Annotated in this window: 13 protein-coding genes; 6 read left to right on the top strand and 7 right to left on the bottom strand. The window is 64.1% G+C overall.

What is annotated here, in order from left to right; genetic code table 11:
* Positions 1-72 precede the first annotated feature (72 nt).
* The 3 genes from ppsA to AC2CQI_RS01510 form a co-directional block, all read right to left on the bottom strand.
* Positions 73-2439: a phosphoenolpyruvate synthase gene (gene ppsA / locus AC2CQI_RS01500; protein WP_484578898.1), complete on the bottom strand. Its 2367-nt coding sequence runs from the start codon at positions 2437-2439 to the stop codon at positions 73-75.
* 46 nt (positions 2440-2485) lie between these two features.
* Positions 2486-3874 (bottom strand): GABA permease, encoded by a 1389-nt coding sequence (gene gabP / locus AC2CQI_RS01505; RefSeq protein ID WP_484578899.1) that lies wholly within the window; start codon positions 3872-3874, stop codon positions 2486-2488.
* A 69-nt stretch (positions 3875-3943) separates the two neighbouring features.
* The gene (locus AC2CQI_RS01510; RefSeq protein ID WP_484578900.1) at positions 3944-4450 is read right to left on the bottom strand and encodes a heme-degrading domain-containing protein; all 507 of its coding nucleotides are present in this window, start codon (positions 4448-4450) and stop codon (positions 3944-3946) included.
* Between the two features lie 301 nt (positions 4451-4751).
* On the opposite strand from AC2CQI_RS01510, the gene AC2CQI_RS01515 reads away from it, so the two are divergent.
* The 3 genes from AC2CQI_RS01515 (at position 4752) to AC2CQI_RS01525 (ending at position 6724) form a co-directional block, all read left to right on the top strand.
* Positions 4752-5576 carry a transporter substrate-binding domain-containing protein gene (locus tag AC2CQI_RS01515; protein WP_484578901.1) on the top strand — a complete coding sequence of 275 codons (825 nt, stop codon included), beginning with the start codon at positions 4752-4754 and terminating at the stop codon, positions 5574-5576.
* 80 nt (positions 5577-5656) lie between these two features.
* The gene (locus AC2CQI_RS01520; protein ID WP_484578902.1) at positions 5657-6427 is read left to right on the top strand and encodes an SDR family NAD(P)-dependent oxidoreductase; all 771 of its coding nucleotides are present in this window, start codon (positions 5657-5659) and stop codon (positions 6425-6427) included.
* A gap of 114 nt (positions 6428-6541) precedes the next feature.
* Positions 6542-6724, top strand: coding sequence for a DUF1289 domain-containing protein (locus tag AC2CQI_RS01525; protein WP_075805737.1), 183 nt, complete (start codon positions 6542-6544; stop codon positions 6722-6724).
* Between the two features lie 141 nt (positions 6725-6865).
* On the opposite strand, the gene AC2CQI_RS01530 is transcribed toward AC2CQI_RS01525, so the two are convergent.
* Both AC2CQI_RS01530 and AC2CQI_RS01535 read right to left on the bottom strand, forming a co-directional pair.
* On the bottom strand, positions 6866-7507 hold the full coding sequence (locus AC2CQI_RS01530; RefSeq protein ID WP_427637879.1) for a 3-oxoacid CoA-transferase subunit B: 642 nt from the start codon (positions 7505-7507) through the stop codon (positions 6866-6868).
* Positions 7508-7515: 8 nt separating this feature from the next.
* Positions 7516-8211: a 3-oxoacid CoA-transferase subunit A gene (locus tag AC2CQI_RS01535; RefSeq protein WP_484578903.1), complete on the bottom strand. Its 696-nt coding sequence runs from the start codon at positions 8209-8211 to the stop codon at positions 7516-7518.
* Between the two features lie 768 nt (positions 8212-8979).
* On the opposite strand from AC2CQI_RS01535, the gene AC2CQI_RS01540 reads away from it, so the two are divergent.
* Genes AC2CQI_RS01540 through leuD form a run of 3 tightly spaced genes read left to right on the top strand, consistent with a single transcriptional unit; the run spans position 8980 to position 11898 of the window.
* A complete protein-coding gene (locus AC2CQI_RS01540; protein ID WP_484578904.1) occupies positions 8980-9870 on the top strand; it encodes an alpha/beta fold hydrolase in 891 nt (296 codons plus the stop codon).
* The gene (gene leuC, locus AC2CQI_RS01545; protein WP_484578905.1) at positions 9867-11288 is read left to right on the top strand and encodes a 3-isopropylmalate dehydratase large subunit; all 1422 of its coding nucleotides are present in this window, start codon (positions 9867-9869) and stop codon (positions 11286-11288) included. The genes AC2CQI_RS01540 and leuC overlap by 4 nt, the downstream gene beginning before the upstream one ends.
* Position 11289: 1 nt before the next feature.
* Positions 11290-11898, top strand: coding sequence for a 3-isopropylmalate dehydratase small subunit (gene leuD / locus AC2CQI_RS01550; protein WP_484578906.1), 609 nt, complete (start codon positions 11290-11292; stop codon positions 11896-11898).
* Positions 11899-12010: 112 nt separating this feature from the next.
* On the opposite strand, the gene AC2CQI_RS01555 is transcribed toward leuD, so the two are convergent.
* The gene (locus AC2CQI_RS01555) at positions 12011-12925 is read right to left on the bottom strand and encodes a LysR substrate-binding domain-containing protein (protein ID WP_484578907.1); all 915 of its coding nucleotides are present in this window, start codon (positions 12923-12925) and stop codon (positions 12011-12013) included.
* A 205-nt stretch (positions 12926-13130) separates the two neighbouring features.
* On the bottom strand, positions 13131-15320 hold the full coding sequence (locus AC2CQI_RS01560; protein WP_484578908.1) for a TonB-dependent receptor: 2190 nt from the start codon (positions 15318-15320) through the stop codon (positions 13131-13133).
* Positions 15321-15430 lie beyond the last annotated feature (110 nt).

A 15430-nucleotide genomic window follows, 5' to 3' on the forward strand; every position in this document is an offset into this window, starting at 1 on the left:
GTGGAAACACAGAGATTTTGGGACCGCTGCGCGGTCCTTCGCGGGCAAGCCACGCTCCTACAAGGGGATGGGTCAGCGGTTCTCAGCCAGGAACAACCAGGTCTCGATCACCGAATCCGGATTCAGCGAGACACTGTCGATCCCTTGCTCCATCAGCCACTTGGCCAGATCCGGGTGGTCCGAAGGACCCTGACCGCAGATACCGATGTACTTGCCCGCCTTGTTGCACGCCTGGATGGCGTTGGCCAGCAGCTTCTTCACCGCCGGATTCCGCTCATCGAACAGGTGCGCGATGATCCCGGAGTCGCGGTCCAGGCCCAGGGTCAGCTGGGTCAGGTCGTTGGAGCCGATGGAGAAGCCGTCGAAGTACTCGAGGAACTCTTCCGCCAGGATGGCGTTGGACGGCAGTTCGCACATCATGATCACGCGCAGGCCGTTGACGCCGCGGCCCAGGCCGTTCTCGGCGAGCAGGTCGACCACCTGGCTGGCTTCGCCCAGGGTACGCACGAACGGCACCATGATCTCGACGTTGGTCAGGCCCATCTCGTTGCGCACACGCTTCAGCGCACGGCATTCCAGCTCGAAGCAGTCACGGAACGACTCGCTGATGTAGCGCGAGGCACCGCGGAAGCCCAGCATCGGGTTCTCTTCTTCCGGCTCGTACAGCTTGCCGCCGATCAGGTTGGCGTATTCGTTGGACTTGAAGTCCGACAGACGCACGATGACCTTCTTCGGCCAGAACGCAGCAGCCAGGGTGCTGATGCCCTCGACCAGCTTCTCGACGTAGAAATCGACCGGGTCGTTGTAGCCGGCGATGCGCTTGTCGACGCTCTCTTTCAGCTCTTGCGGCAGGCCCGCGTAGTTCAGCAGTGCCTTGGGGTGCACGCCGATCATGCGGTTGATGATGAATTCCAGACGGGCCAGGCCCACACCGGCGTTCGGCAACTGGGCGAAGTCGAAGGCGCGGTCCGGGTTGCCGACGTTCATCATGATCTTGAACGGCAGGTCAGGCATGGCGTCCACGGAGTTCTGACGCACATCGAAGCCCAACTCGCCTTCGAAGATGAAACCGGTATCGCCTTCGGCGCAGGAAACGGTCACGCCCTGGCCATCTTTCAGGACCTGGGTCGCGTTGCCGCAACCGACCACTGCCGGAATACCCAGCTCACGAGCGATGATCGCCGCGTGGCAGGTACGGCCGCCGCGGTTGGTAACGATGGCGCTGGCGCGCTTCATCACCGGTTCCCAGTCCGGGTCGGTCATGTCGGAGACCAGCACGTCGCCCGGCTGGACCTTGTCCATCTCGGATACGTCGTGGATCACCCGGACTTTACCGGCGCCGATGCGCTGACCGATGGCACGGCCTTCGACCAGCACGGTGCCCTTCTCTTTCAGCAGGTAGCGCTCCATCACGTTGGCGCTGGCGCGGCTCTTCACGGTTTCAGGACGGGCCTGAACGATGTACAGCTTGCCGTCGTCGCCGTCTTTCGCCCACTCGATGTCCATCGGACGCTGGTAGTGCTTCTCGATGATCATCGCCTGCTTGGCCAGTTCGGCCACTTCGGCGTCGGTCAGGCAGAAGCGTGCGCGGTCGGCGCGATCCACATCGACCACCTTGACCGAACGACCGGCCTTGGCTTCGTCGCCGTAGATCATCTTGATTGCCTTGCTGCCCAGGTTGCGGCGCAGGATGGCCGGGCGGCCGGCTTCGAGGGTGTTCTTGTGGACGTAGAACTCGTCCGGGTTGACCGCGCCTTGTACGACGGTTTCACCCAGGCCGTAGGCACCGGTAATGAAGACCACGTCGCGGAAGCCCGATTCGGTGTCGAGGGTGAACATCACGCCGGCCGTTCCGGTTTCCGAACGGACCATGCGCTGCACGCCGGCAGACAGGGCGACCAGCTTATGGTCGAAGCCCTGGTGCACGCGGTAGGAAATGGCGCGGTCGTTGAACAGCGAGGCGAAGACTTCCTTGGCAGCGCGGATCACGTTGTCCACGCCGCGGATGTTCAGGAAGGTTTCCTGCTGGCCGGCGAAGGATGCGTCGGGCAGGTCTTCGGCGGTGGCGGAGGAGCGCACGGCCACGGCCATGTTCTCGTTGCCGTTGGCCATTTCAGCGAAGGCGGTGCGGATTTCCGCGTCCAGGCGGGCCGGGAACTCGGCTTCCATCACCCACTGGCGGATCTGCGCGCCGGTCTTGGCCAGGGCGTTGACATCGTCTACGTCCAGGGCGTCGAGGGCCGCGTGGATCTTGTCGTTCAGGCCGCTCTGCTCGAGGAAGTCGCGGTACGCCTGGGACGTAGTGGCAAAGCCGCCTGGTACGGAAACGCCGGCACCGGCGAGGTTACTGATCATCTCGCCCAGGGATGCGTTCTTGCCCCCTACGTGCTCTACATCATGGACGCCGAGCTTATCCAGGGACACTACATACTCAACCACGTTTGACTCTCCGGTAAATGTTGCGGGTACAGGTACAGCGTCTGGATCATTCCGCCAGCGGGCTGGCCCGGCGAGCCGGCGCGTGCGAGGCCTTGCGCGCATTCATCAGCCCCAGGCAGACAATCACGATCGCCAGCAACCCGGTAGCGGTGATTTCCGAGCGATAGGCCGGAATGAAGAACATGCTGACCAGGGCCGCGCTGATGAACAGGATCACCGCCCACGTCAACCACGGGAACAGCCACATGCGGAACTCCAGTACCTCGCCGGCGGCGTGCATCTTGCGGCGCAGGCACAGTTGCGAGACGGCGATCACCAGGTACACCAGCAATGCCACGGCGCCCGAAGTGGAGAGCAGGAATTTGAAGACGTTCTCCGGCGCGAAGTAGTTGATGAAGGTCGCCAGCACGCCCAGCACCGTGGTGCAGGCCACGGCGGCAACCGGCACTTTCGCCAGGTTGACGCGCTTGAGGAATGTCGGTGCGTCGCCACGCCGGGCCAGGGAGTAAAGCATCCGCGAGCCCGTGTAGACCTGGGAGTTCATGCAACTGGCGACCGCCAGCAGCACCACGACGTCAATGATCAGCTTGGCATCGGGAATGTTCATGATCTCCAGCGCTCGCTGGAAGGAGCCGACCTGCGGCAGGCGCGGGTCGTTCCACGGCACGATGGACAGGATCATCAGGATCGACAGCAGGTAGAACACGCAGATGCGCCACACCACCGAGTTGGTCGCGCGGGTGATCTGTCGGGCCGGGTTCTTCGATTCGGCAGCGGCAATGGTCACCACCTCGGCACCGATGAAACTGAACATGGTGGTCAGCATCGCGCCGACGATGGCGCTCAGGCCGTTGGGCGCGAACCCGCCATGCAGCTCCATCAGGCGCCCCATGCCACTGACTTCGCGCTCGGGTAGCCAGCCCATCAGGGCGGCGGCGCACAGGGCGATGAAGGCAATGATGGCGATGATCTTCAGCAGCCCGAACCAGAACTCGAATTCGCCGTAGCGGGCCACGCTGAAGAAGTTCGAGCAGGTCAGCACCAGGATCAGCGCCGAGGCGATCACCCAGGTGTCCACGGCCGGTACCCAGGCATTGATGATGTTCGCCGCGGCGATCGCTTCCAGCGGAATCGCCAGGACCCAGAACCACCAGTACAGCCAGCCGATGCTGAACCCGGCCCAGGGGCCGATGGCCCGGTCGGCGTAGGTGGAGAACGAGCCGGTATCCGGCGAGGCCACCGCCATTTCCCCCAGCATGCGCATCACCAGCACCACCAGGGCGCCGGTAAAGATATAGGCAAGGAGGGCGGCGGGACCGGCCTTGGCGATCGCATGGCCGGAGAAGACGAAGAGGCCGGCGCCGATCACCCCGGCAATCGACAGCATGGTGACGTGGCGCTGTTTCAGCCCGGGTGCAAGGGAGGAATTGGACATGGATAGACTCGTTGATTGTTATTGGAGCGTTCTGATCCGAAACGCGGAAGCGGCAGTGCAAGGAAGGCGCTAGAAGGGGGACTCGATGGCAAGCGCCAGGTCATCGCGATCCTGGCCGAGCAGTTCGCACAGCGTGTCGACGATGATCCGATGGTCTTCGCGGTCGGGCAGGCCGGAGACCGTGACCGAGCCGATCACACCAGCGCCCTGCACGTTGATCGGGAAGCCGCCGCCGACGCTGGCGTAGTCGGCCGGCGAGAGGAAATAACGCTGGCTGATATCCAGGTTCTCCAGCGCGAGTTGATGGCGCAGCCGGTAGGAGCTGCGCAGAAACCGCTGCACGGTGTTGTTCTTGCGCCGTACCCAGTCGTGGTTATCGGAGGTGATTCCGGGCCTTGCGGCGAAGAACAGTGGTCGGTCGAAGCGGCGGATATCGATCACCAATGGCCAGGCATTGGCGATGGCCTTGTCCTGCAGGCGGGTGCCCAGTTGCCAGGCCGTGTCCTCATCGAAATGCGCAAAGCGAAGGGTTTCTTCCTGGCGAATCACGCAAGCCAGATCGTCATTCAAGGTCATATCGGGGGCCTCCATCCAGCGCCAGGGAAGGGCGTGGATCACTGATCCGCACAGTGTGGGATGAAATAATGGGTGAGTTAAATCCATTTTTTCTCACGCTAATATTTGATTTTTCTTTCGTGAAATGCGGGTTTTTCAAAAGCTAAAACAGTCGTTTGAATTGAGTGTTGCTGACCAATGACAAGCGTGTTGACAGTGCCTATCTTAGTTTTTATTTTGAATGCAGTCATGCATACAAAATCGCATGCAGCACTGCGCCGTACCTTCCTGCCAAAAACAATCAATATCAGTGAGGTCAACAATGGTTCGTTCAATTTCCTCTTCCCTCAAAGCCCTGGCCGTCTGCGCCGGATTGTCCGCGGGCATGCTTGCCCAGGCTGCGGAAACCTCGGTGTGGAAGGATGTGCAGAAAGCCGGAGTGCTGCGTTGCGGCGCCGCCGTGGCTGCGCCCTATGTGATGCGCGATGCCGCGACCAGCGCCTACAGCGGCTATTTCGTCGACCTGTGCCGGGACTTCGGCGAGAAGGTGCTGAAGGTCAAAGTCGAGTTCGTCGACACCAACTGGGATAACCTGGTGGCCGGCCTGCAAAGCAGCAAATGGGACCTGGCCATGGCCCTCAACCAAACCCCGGAACGCGCCCTGGCGGTGGCCTTCACCGTGCCGGCCACCGACTACCAGGTATCGTTGCTGGTGAACAAGGACAACCCCAAGGTGGCCGAGGTCAAGGACGATATCGCTGCCCTCGACAAGCCCGAGGTCACCTTTGCCGTGATGTCCGGCACTGCCCAGGACAAGGCCATTTCGTCGGTGATCAGCAAGGGCAAGATCATGCGCCTGCCCGGCATGGATGAGGCGCGGCTGGCAGTGATGTCCAAGCGCGCCGACGTGCTGGTCGACGCCAGCGATACCAACCACCTGTTCGCCCTCGCCAACCCCGATTGGACCCGTGAGATCCTGCCCAAGCCGGCATTGGCCAAGCAGGGCGTATCCTTCGGTGTGCGCCGCGATATTTCGCCGGTGGACCTCCAGGTACTGAACATCTACCTGACCCAGCGTCGCGAAACCGGTGACATCCAGAGGCTGGTCGACAAGGCCTCGACCGAAGCCAACGCCCTGGCCAAATAGCGCCTGCATCGCGCATCGCCGCGTGCTTCGTCGAGGCACGCGGCATTTCTCTTTTCTCCAGACCTGCAAGGTGAGCACAGATGAGTGATTTCAAGCGGCCCCTCGATGGCCAGACCGTCCTGGTAACCGGCGCCTCGGGTGGCATCGGTGCGGCCATCGTCGAGCAACTGGTGGCCGAAGGTGCCCGGGCGTTGATCCATTACAGCCGTGATGCCGAGGGTGCCCGGGCGCTGCTCGAGCGCATTGGCGGCAAGGGCTGGATCGTCCAGGGTGACCTGAGCGACGAAGCCGGCCCCGAGCGCCTGTGGCAAGCGGCGCTGGAACTGGCCGGCGGACGTATCCACGGCCTGGTCAACAACGCCGGTATCCGTACCGAGATTCCCCTCGACGCACCCGCCGCCGAATGGCGTGCGGCCTGGCGTCGCGAGTTCCAGGTCAACTTCTTCGCTGCCGCCGACCTCAGTCGCGAGGCGGTCCTGCATTTCCGCCGCCAGGGTGGTGGCCGCATCATCACCATGGCCAGTCGCGCGGCCCAGCGCGGTTATGCCGCCGACGCCTTGCCCTATGGCACCAGCAAGGCGGCCCTGATCAACCTGAGCAAGTCCCTGGCACGCAGTGTTGCCGGGGAGGGCATCGTATCGGTCGCCATCGCGCCGGGCTGGGTGCGCACAGACATGGCCGAGCAGTTCGTCGCCCAGCATGGTGAAGCGGCGGCAGTGTCGGATATCCCGGTCGGGCGCATGGCGGCCCCGGCGGAAATCGCCGAGCTGGTGGCCTTCGCCTTGCGTCCGTCCCAGGCGTCGCTCAATGGCGCGACGCTCGATGTCAACGGCGGCAGCTATATCCGCTAAGGGGTTTGTGCGGATGCAGGATATTCGGGCAAGCCCTGGTGCTGGGCGGTATCCTGCTGCTGGCGCAAGCTCGGGGCCATCAGGGCCTTGCTCATGGATCACTCAGGCAGAACAATGGCAAAAGATGTTGAAAACCCCTGTGTCTCGCTTTGTCAGCTGAACAGCGAAATGTGTGTCAGTTGCGGGCGGACCCGGGAGGAAATCCGTAAGTGGCGCGGGATGAAGAGGCCGGAGAAGATGGCTGCGGTGCAGAAGGCGGCGTTGCGGATGAAAGGTATCGCGAAAAAGAAAAAGTAGGGCCTGGATATTTTCGCTGCATCCAAAGCGCGCCGCGAACCCTGTGGGAGCTGGCTTGCCAGCGATAGCTATGGTGAATTCACTACTGCTATCGCTGGCAAGCCAGCTCCCACAGGGTTCGCGGCGCGCATCGAAACAGGTTTACTTGATCAGCGGCACACCACTGAGCTTCTGCAATTCATCGAAGTCGATATCGGCGCAGATCTCTACCACCTTCAGGCCTTCAGCGGTCACTTCCAGCACCGCCAGGTCGGTATAGATACGGCTGACGCAGGCGATCCCGGTCAGCGGGTAGGTGCACTCGGGCACCAGCTTGCTTTCGCCGGACTTGGTCAGGTGGTCCATCATCACGAACACCTGGCGCGCGCCGGTGGCCAGGTCCATCGCGCCGCCCACGGCCGGGATCGAGCCTTCGGCGCCGGTGTGCCAGTTGGCCAGGTCGCCCTTGACCGAGACCTGGAAGGCGCCCAGTACGGCGATGTCCAGGTGGCCGCCGCGCATCATCGAGAACGAGTCGGCGTGGTGGAAGAAGGCACCGCCGGTGAGCAGGGTCACATGCTGTTTGCCGGCGTTGATCAGGTCGTCGTCTTCCTCGCCCGGGGCCGGGCTCGGGCCCATGCCCAGCAGGCCGTTTTCACTGTGCAGGAAGACTTCCTTGTCGCCCAGGTAGTTGGCCACCAGGGTCGGCGCGCCGATACCGAGGTTGACGTAGGCGCCTTCCTGGATGTCGGCGGCGACGCGCTGGGCCATCTCGGTGCGGGAGAGTTTCTTGGTGATGGTCATGGCAGGCCTCAGACAGCTTTGGCGATCGAAGAAGCGGTAGCGCCGGAAACGGCGACCACGCGCTGGACGAAAATACCGGGGGTGATGATGTGCTCCGGATCCAGCTCGCCGAGCTCGACGATCTGGTCGACCTGGGCAATGGCGGTCTTGGCGGCCATGGCCATGATCGGGCCGAAGTTGCGCGCGGCCTTGCGGTAGGTCAGGTTGCCCCAGCGGTCACCCTTGTGCGCCTTGATCAGGGCGAAGTCGGCATGCAGCGGCATTTCCAGCACGTACTGGCGGCCGTCGATCTCGCGGGTTTCCTTGCCTTCGGCGAGCAGGGTGCCGTAGCCGGTCGGCGAGAAGAACGCACCGATGCCGGAGCCTGCGGCGCGGATACGCTCGGCCAGGTTGCCTTGTGGCACCACTTCCAGCTCGATCTTGCCGGCGCGGTACAGTTCGTCGAACACGTAGGAGTCGGACTGGCGCGGGAAGGAGCAGATCACCTTGCGCACGCTGCCGGCCATGAGCAGGGCGGCCAGGCCGATTTCGCCGTTGCCGGCGTTGTTGCTGATGATGGTCAGGTCGCGGGCACCGGTGGCGATGAGTCCGTCGATAAGCTCGGACGGCATGCCGGCGGTGCCGAAGCCGCCGACCATGATGGTCGAACCGTCGGTGATCCCCTCCACCGCGCTGGCGATGGACTCAAACGTTTTATTGATCAAAGCGGGCTCCTGGTCATTCCTGGAGTATTGATTGCCGGACTGGCCGACGCGTCATAAGGCCTGGGCCAGTCAGCGCCTGGAGTCGTTGGCTGACTTGTCCATAGCGTGCCGCAGAGCGGGCGACAAGTAGAGGGGGTAAAGCGGAAGTGGTGCGATTATCGAACTGTTGTGCGATATGCGCGCAGGGGCATCAGGGCTGAGAGGTGCTTGTCATGGCTTTTCTAGCGCCCTTGAGATCGAGCGCCGCCCGCGCGGCGCATCGCTGGCAAGCCAGCTCCCACATTTGTTGCAACGTACCATGGCCTGTGGGATCTCAGTTGCCAGCCTTTGGATGTTCGGCGATATATCGCGGGGAGGCTTTTGGGCTCGGCAGAATATCGAGTCGGACAAACAAAGCGATCAACTATGGCCTTGCAGACATAGGTACGTTGCAACAAATGTGGGAGCTGGCTTGCCAGCGATGCGCCGCGCGGGCGGCGCTCGATCTTGAGTGCGCTGAAGATCTACCGGCATGCGCCTGGTGGCCATAACGCGGTCCTCTGACAGACACATCGCAGCCACCACTGCCCGCGATTGCGGCGGTGGGTCCACCATCGAATCGCGGGTGAACCCGCTCCCACAGGGTCCGAGGCGTTTTCCATATCGGTAATCCCTCAGCTTCAAATTCACGATCCGTGTTCCATCCCTCTCCATTTCACCCGTTGAACCCATCCCCCCGGGAGCTATCCTCGACACCAGCCTGAAAGAACAAGAAATGGAGTACCTCCGATGTTCCGTGACTTCCATAAATCCACCTGCACCGTCGAGGGTGTCGAGATCGCCTACCGCCAGGGCGGCCAGGGCCCGGCGCTGCTTCTGCTGCACGGCCACCCCCAGACCCATGTGATCTGGCACAAGGTCGCCGCCACCCTTGCCAAACACTTCACCGTGATCGCCGCCGACCTGCGCGGCTACGGCGACTCCGCCAAGCCCGAGGCCGACCCCGCCCATGAGCGCTATTCCAAGCGCACCATGGCCAACGACATGGTCGGCCTGATGCGCGCACTGGGCTTCGACACCTTCGCCCTGATGGCCCACGACCGCGGCGCCCGGGTTGCCCACCGCCTGGCCCTGGACCATTCGCAGCGCCTGACCCGCCTGGTCCTCCTGGATATCGCCCCGACCCTGGCCATGTACCGCCAGACCAACGAGGCCTTCGCCCGCGCCTACTGGCACTGGTTCTTCCTGATCCGCCCGGCGCCGCTGCCGGAAACCCTGATCGAGGCTGACCCCGAGGGCTACCTGCGCAGCGTCATGGGCGGGCGCAGCGCCGGCCTCGCGCCGTTCACCGACGAAGCCTTCGCCGAGTACCGCCGCTGCCTGTCCCTGCCCGGTGCCGCCCGAGGCGTCTGCGAGGACTATCGCGCCGCCGCCGGCATCGACCTGGAACATGACCAGGCCGATATCGATGCCGGCAACAAGCTCCAGCTCCCGCTGCTGGTGATGTGGGGCCGCGACGGTGTGATCGGCAAGTGCTTCTCGCCGCTGGAAGAGTGGCGCGCCATCGCCACGGACGTGCGCGGCGGCGAGCTGCCATGCGGGCACTACATCGCCGAAGAAACCCCGCAAGCCCTGCTGGAACAGGCGCTGCCGTTCCTCCTCGAGGGGGCACGACCATGACTGGCCCGAGAACGCTCTACCAGAAACACATCGACGCCCATACCGTGTGCGAACTGGACGACCAGGGCCACGTGCTGTTGTACATCGACCGCCAGGTCGCCAACGAATACACCAGCCCCCAGGCCTTCAGCGGCCTGCGCGAGGCAGGGCGGCAGGTCTGGCGGCCGGCGGCGACCCTGTGCGTGGTGGATCACGTCAACCCCACCGCGCCGGAGCGTGACGCCCATATGCCCGACCCGGGTGGTGCGCGCCAGGTCAGCTACTTCGAGGAGAACTGCCGCGACTTCGGCATCGAGCTGTTCGGCGTGCTCGACAAGCGCCAGGGCATCGAGCACGTGGTGGCGCCGGAACAGGGCTTCATCCTGCCGGGCATGGTGGTGGCGGCCGGCGACAGCCACACCACCACCTATGGCGCCCTGGGGGCTTTCGGCTTCGGCATTGGCACGTCGGAGATCGAGCACCTGCTGGCGACCCAGACCCTGGTCTACAAGCGCCTGAAAACCCTGCGGGTGACCGTCGAAGGTGAACCGGGCCCGGGGCTGGTGGCCAAGGACATCATCATGGAACTGATCCGCCGCATCGGTGCCTCCGGGGCCACCGGCTACGCCATCGAGTTCGCCGGCCCGGCGATCAGTGCCCTGAGCGTCGAAGGGCGCATGACCCTGTGCAACATGGCGGTGGAGGCAGGTGCCCGGGGCGCCTTCATGGCGCCGGACGACAAGGTCTTCGACTACCTCAAGGACAAGCCCCGGGCACCCCGTGGCGCTCTGTGGGAACAAGGCGTGGCGCGCTGGCGCGAGCTGTTCAGCGATCCGGGCGCGCCGTTCGACCGCGAGGTGACCCTGCAGGTCGGCGACCTCGAGCCCATGGTCACCTGGGGCACCAGCCCCGACCAGGCTGCCGCCATCGGCGCCTGCGTGCCGGACCCGCTGGCCGAACCGGACCTGATCCTGCGCCAGGACCTGCAACGCGCCCTGCGCTACATGGGCCTGCAACCGGGTGCGGCGCTCAGCGGCATCCCCATCAGCCATGCCTTTATCGGCTCCTGCACCAATGCACGGATTGAAGACCTGCGTGACGCGGCCCGGGTCGCCAAAGGGCGCAAGGTGGCGCAGGGCGTGCGGGCGATGATCGTCCCGGGTTCCACCCAGGTCCGCGACCAGGCCGAAGCCGAGGGGCTGGCGCAGATCTTCCGCGAGGCCGGTTTCGAATGGCGGCAATCGGGGTGCTCCATGTGCCTGGCGATGAACGACGACGTGCTCAGTCCAGGTGACCGCTGCGCGTCCAGTACCAACCGCAACTTCGAAGGGCGCCAGGGTGCTGGCGCGCGTACCCATCTGATGAGCCCGGCGATGGTCGCCGCGGCGGCGGTAAGTGGCCATCTGGTCGATGTGCGCTCGCTGCAGGGGGAGGTTTGAGATGCAACCGTTCATTCATGTACAGGGCGTGGCAGCGCCGTTGCTGGCGGCCAACGTCGACACCGACGTGATCATGCCCAAGCAGTTTCTCAAGGGCATCGACCGGGCCGGATTGGACCGGGGTGTGTTCTTCGATCTGCGCTTTCAGGAGGATGGCTCGCCCAATCCGGGGTTCGTGCTGAACCAGGCGCCGTGGCAGGAGGCGGCGTTCCTGGTGGTCGGGCCGAACTTTGGATGTGGTTCCAGCCGCGAGCATGCGGTGTGGGGGCTGAAGCAACTGGGGATACGGGCGTTGATCGGGACCAGCTTTGCCGGGATTTTCCATGACAACTGCCAGCGCAACGGAGTGCTGACCATTCAGCTCAAGCCGGACGAATTGAAGCGCTTGGGCGAGCGGGTCAGCCAGCCTGAAACCGCCGACATCGAGATCGACCTGCCGGGGCAGCGGATTGTGTTGGGGGAGGGGGAGAGCATTGCCTTCCAGATCGAGGCGCTGCGCAAGGAGGCCTTGCTCTCGGGGCTGGATGCGATTGGCAGTACCTTGCTGCGCAGTGAGCAGATTCGGGCGTTCGAGGCGCGGCATCTGGCCGGAAGTCCCTGGCTGGCTTGAGCCCTGTGCTGCGCTTTCGGGCCCTATCGCTGGCAAGCCAGCTCCCACAGGTATTGCATGCGCCGCCAACCCTGTGGGAGCTGGCTTGCCAGCGATGAGGCCCGGAAGAGCACTACACCGCCAAATGCTTCAACCTGGCTTCCAGAAACTCCACGCACACCCGCAACTTCGCCGAATCAGCCAGCCGCGTCGGATACACCGCCCAGATATCCGCGCCCTGGCTGTACCCGTGCAACACCTGCACCAGCCGCCCCTGGGCCAGCAGCGGCTGCACATCCCACCATGAACGCAGCAACAACCCGCGATGGGCCAGCGCCCACTGCAACACGATCTCGCCACTGTTGGACGACAGCGTGCCATTCACCGGCACCGTATGTTCCCCCTCGGCAGACTCCAGCCGCCACAAACCGAACGGGCTGTTGCGCTCCTTGAGCACCAGGCAATCGTGCTGCCCCAGGTCCTCCAGGGTCATCGGCGTCCCGCAGCGCTCCAGGTACTCGGGCGTGGCACACACGACCCGCCGGTTACTCGCCAGCCGCCGGCTCATATGCTGCCCGGGCAGGTCGTTGCCCACGCGGATCTCCAGGTCGAAGCCTTCGGCGACGATATCCACCACCCGGTCGAACACGTCCAGGCGCACTTCCAGGTCGGGATAGGTCGCGGCCAGTTCGGCGATGGCCGGGGCCACATGGTTGCGCCCGAAGCCGAGGCTGCTGCACACGTGCAACAGGCCGCGGGGTGCCTTGCGCACCTGGCTCAGGTCGCTCATGAAATCATCGAACTGCTCGAGGATCCGTTCGGCCCAGTGTTGCGTGCGCAGGCCGGCGTCGGTCAGCGCGATATGCCGCGCCGAGCGGTGCAGCAGGCGGGTGCCGAGGGTGCTTTCGAGGATCTTGATGCGCTTGCTGATGTAGGCCGGCGACTGGTCGAGTTCCAGGGCGGCACCGGCGAAGCTGCCCATGCGGATGACGGTCAGGAAGACCCGCAGGTCGGTGGCCAGGGGGGCGGCTTCGGGGAGGCTGGTCATGGGGGCTGGGCAGGGTGGGGGAAGGTGGCTGGATTCTAGCGGTTTTCCTGCCGGACATGTGTTGTCTGGGCTACCGCTATCGCTGCGGTGCGGCGATCCGACAAGCCAGCTCCCACAGGTACAGCACAAGTCTCAAGGTCTGTGCTGACCCTGTGGGAGCTGGCTTGCCAGCGATGAGGCCGGTTGGGTCGACCTCAGGTTCGGATCAGAAGTCCACCGTCGCCGACAACTGATAGGTCCGCGGCGCCCCCGTGCCCAGGGTCTGGGTCAGCGGCACACCCCAGTAGTCCTTGTCGGCCAGGTTGGTGATCGCCGCACGCAGGGTCACCGGCTTGCTGGCCACCTGCGTGGCGTAGCGCGCACCTACGTCGAACACGGTGAAGCCGGGAATCGTCAGGCTGTTGTCCGCCGAGATGTACTGCTTCGACTGCGAGCTGACATTGCCCGTCAGCGTCAGCCCCTCGAGCCCCGGGATATCCCACTCGGCCCCCAGCTTGCCCTGCAGCTTGGGATAGGCCGTGGCCGTCTTGCCTTCGTTGATGCCGCCCTGGGTCTTGGTCAGCTCCGGGTCGACATAGGCCACGCCACCCATCAACCGTACATCCTCCAGCGGCGCGCCGAAGAAGGTCCATTCCACACCACGGTTACGCTGCTCGCCACCGAACGAGAAGAGGTTGGTGGCCGGATCGGTGTAGCTGCTCGGCCGGGTGATTTCGTACAGCGCCAGGGTATGGCTGAAAGTACCCAGGTCGAGCTTCAGGCCGACTTCCTTCTGCTTGGTCTTGTACGGCGCGAACACGTCACCGTAGTTGGCGGCAGTGATCGGCGCCGCCGCGCCCTTGCTCAGGCCCTCGATGTAGTTGGCGTACAGCGACAACTCGTCGGTCAGCTTGAACAGGATCGCCCCGGCCGGAGTAGTGGCGTGGGTGTCGTAGCCGGGCTTGTTGCGCGCGCCGGTGGTGACGTTCCAGGTATCGGTGACCACCTCCTGGCGCCGTACACCCAGAGTCAGTTGCAGACGCTCGTCCATGACCGAGAGGGTATCGGCGACGCCATAGCTCTTCAGGTCGTTCTCGGTGTGGGCGATCTGCGGCCATGCCTCGGAGACCTTCGGCCCCCACACCGGGTTGTAGATATTGGTGGTCCAGTTCGAGCCCGCCGCACGGCGACCGAAGTCCTTCTGCGTGTCGCTGTACTGGGTGGCGTTGACCGACCACTGGTGATTGATCCCGAAGGTGTCGAAGTGCCCGCGCAGCCCGGCTTCGGCGGAGGTCTTGTAGATCTCCATCTGCAATTGGCCCATGGCGGTGGTGAAGTCGCCCGCCGTGTTGATCACCGTGGCGGTCAGCGCGCCGCTGTACTGGTACTGGGTCTTGCTGGTACCGATGGCGCCGTAGGCCAGCAACTGGTCGTTCAGCTCGTATTCGCCACGCAGGATGACGCCCTTGTCCTTGGTTTCCACGTAGGCCCAGTCGGGGTTGAGCAGGATGTCGTTGCTCGGCGGGCGCGGCACCGGCACGTTGGCCGCGAGGCCCATACCACGGTTCTGGCCGTTGATCTTGTCATCGGTATCGAACAGGTCGAGGGACAGCTTGCCGCGTTCGCCGCGCCAGTCCAGGGCCAGGGACGACAGCACGTTGCGCTGCGACTGGTCGTCGATGGCGGTGTCGCCGTCACGGTACATGCCGTTGAAGCGCACGCCGAACTGGTTGTCCTCGCCGAAGCGCCGGCCCACGTCGAGGTGGCTGCCGAGCTGGTTGTCGGAGGCCCAGGTGGCGGTCAGGCGGGTCAGCGGGGTGTCGCCGGCACGCTTGGGGATCAGGTTGACGAAGCCGCCCACCGAACCACCCGGGGGCATGCCGTTGAGCAACGCCGACGGGCCCTTGAGCACTTCGATGCGCTCGTACATCTCCGGCGAGGCGCGGTAGTACGGGGCCATGCCGAACAGGCCGTCGACGGTCATGTCGCTGACGCTGGTCTGGAAGCCGCGGATCGAATAGTTCTCGCTGAAGGTGCCGGTCAGCCCGTTGCTGAACACCGACGGGTCGGTGGCGGCGATCACGTCGGTGATATCCCGGGCCTGCAGGTCGCGCACATAGCTTTCGGTGTAGCTGACCGTGCTGAACGGGGTTTCCATGAAGTCCTTGTTGCCCAGCAACCCGACGCGGCCACCGCTGGCGACCTGGCCGCCGGCATAGGGTGCCGGCAGGGTTTCACTGGTGATCGCCTCGGCATCGATGCGGGTGGCGGGCAGATCCGTCGGGGCGGGCTGTTCTTCTTCGGCATGGACCCTGGCAGACGACAGCGCGCAGGCGCCAAGGGCAAGCCCGAGCAGAATGGCCTGGGCCAGCGGGGTGTGTTGCAGGGTTACGACAGGGGAGGGACGGTGGGACACGCTATGACTCCGAACGTTGGTTGGCAGGGTGTTTCTAATATTTGAGAAGCGAAGACGTAGGGCGAACGAGAATCACCTGCTAATAAAGGTGTGCATCGCTGCCGCCCTTT

The sequence above is a fragment of the Pseudomonas sp. P2S-1 genome (assembly GCF_057197725.1).

What these genes read in the sequence shown, in the direction of transcription:
- AC2CQI_RS01555 (WP_484578907.1), bottom strand. Translation starts at nt 12,925, where the DNA reads ATGACCAGCCTCCCCGAAGCCGCCCCCCTGGCCACCGACCTGCGGGTC.
- AC2CQI_RS01525 (WP_075805737.1), top strand. Translation starts at nt 6,542, where the DNA reads ATGGCAAAAGATGTTGAAAACCCCTGTGTCTCGCTTTGTCAGCTGAAC.
- AC2CQI_RS01515 (WP_484578901.1), top strand. Translation starts at nt 4,752, where the DNA reads ATGGTTCGTTCAATTTCCTCTTCCCTCAAAGCCCTGGCCGTCTGCGCC.
- AC2CQI_RS01540 (WP_484578904.1), top strand. Translation starts at nt 8,980, where the DNA reads ATGTTCCGTGACTTCCATAAATCCACCTGCACCGTCGAGGGTGTCGAG.
- AC2CQI_RS01530 (WP_427637879.1), bottom strand. Translation starts at nt 7,507, where the DNA reads ATGACCATCACCAAGAAACTCTCCCGCACCGAGATGGCCCAGCGCGTC.
- AC2CQI_RS01520 (WP_484578902.1), top strand. Translation starts at nt 5,657, where the DNA reads ATGAGTGATTTCAAGCGGCCCCTCGATGGCCAGACCGTCCTGGTAACC.
- gabP (WP_484578899.1), bottom strand. Translation starts at nt 3,874, where the DNA reads ATGTCCAATTCCTCCCTTGCACCCGGGCTGAAACAGCGCCACGTCACC.
- AC2CQI_RS01510 (WP_484578900.1), bottom strand. Translation starts at nt 4,450, where the DNA reads ATGACCTTGAATGACGATCTGGCTTGCGTGATTCGCCAGGAAGAAACC.
- leuC (WP_484578905.1), top strand. Translation starts at nt 9,867, where the DNA reads ATGACTGGCCCGAGAACGCTCTACCAGAAACACATCGACGCCCATACC.
- leuD (WP_484578906.1), top strand. Translation starts at nt 11,290, where the DNA reads ATGCAACCGTTCATTCATGTACAGGGCGTGGCAGCGCCGTTGCTGGCG.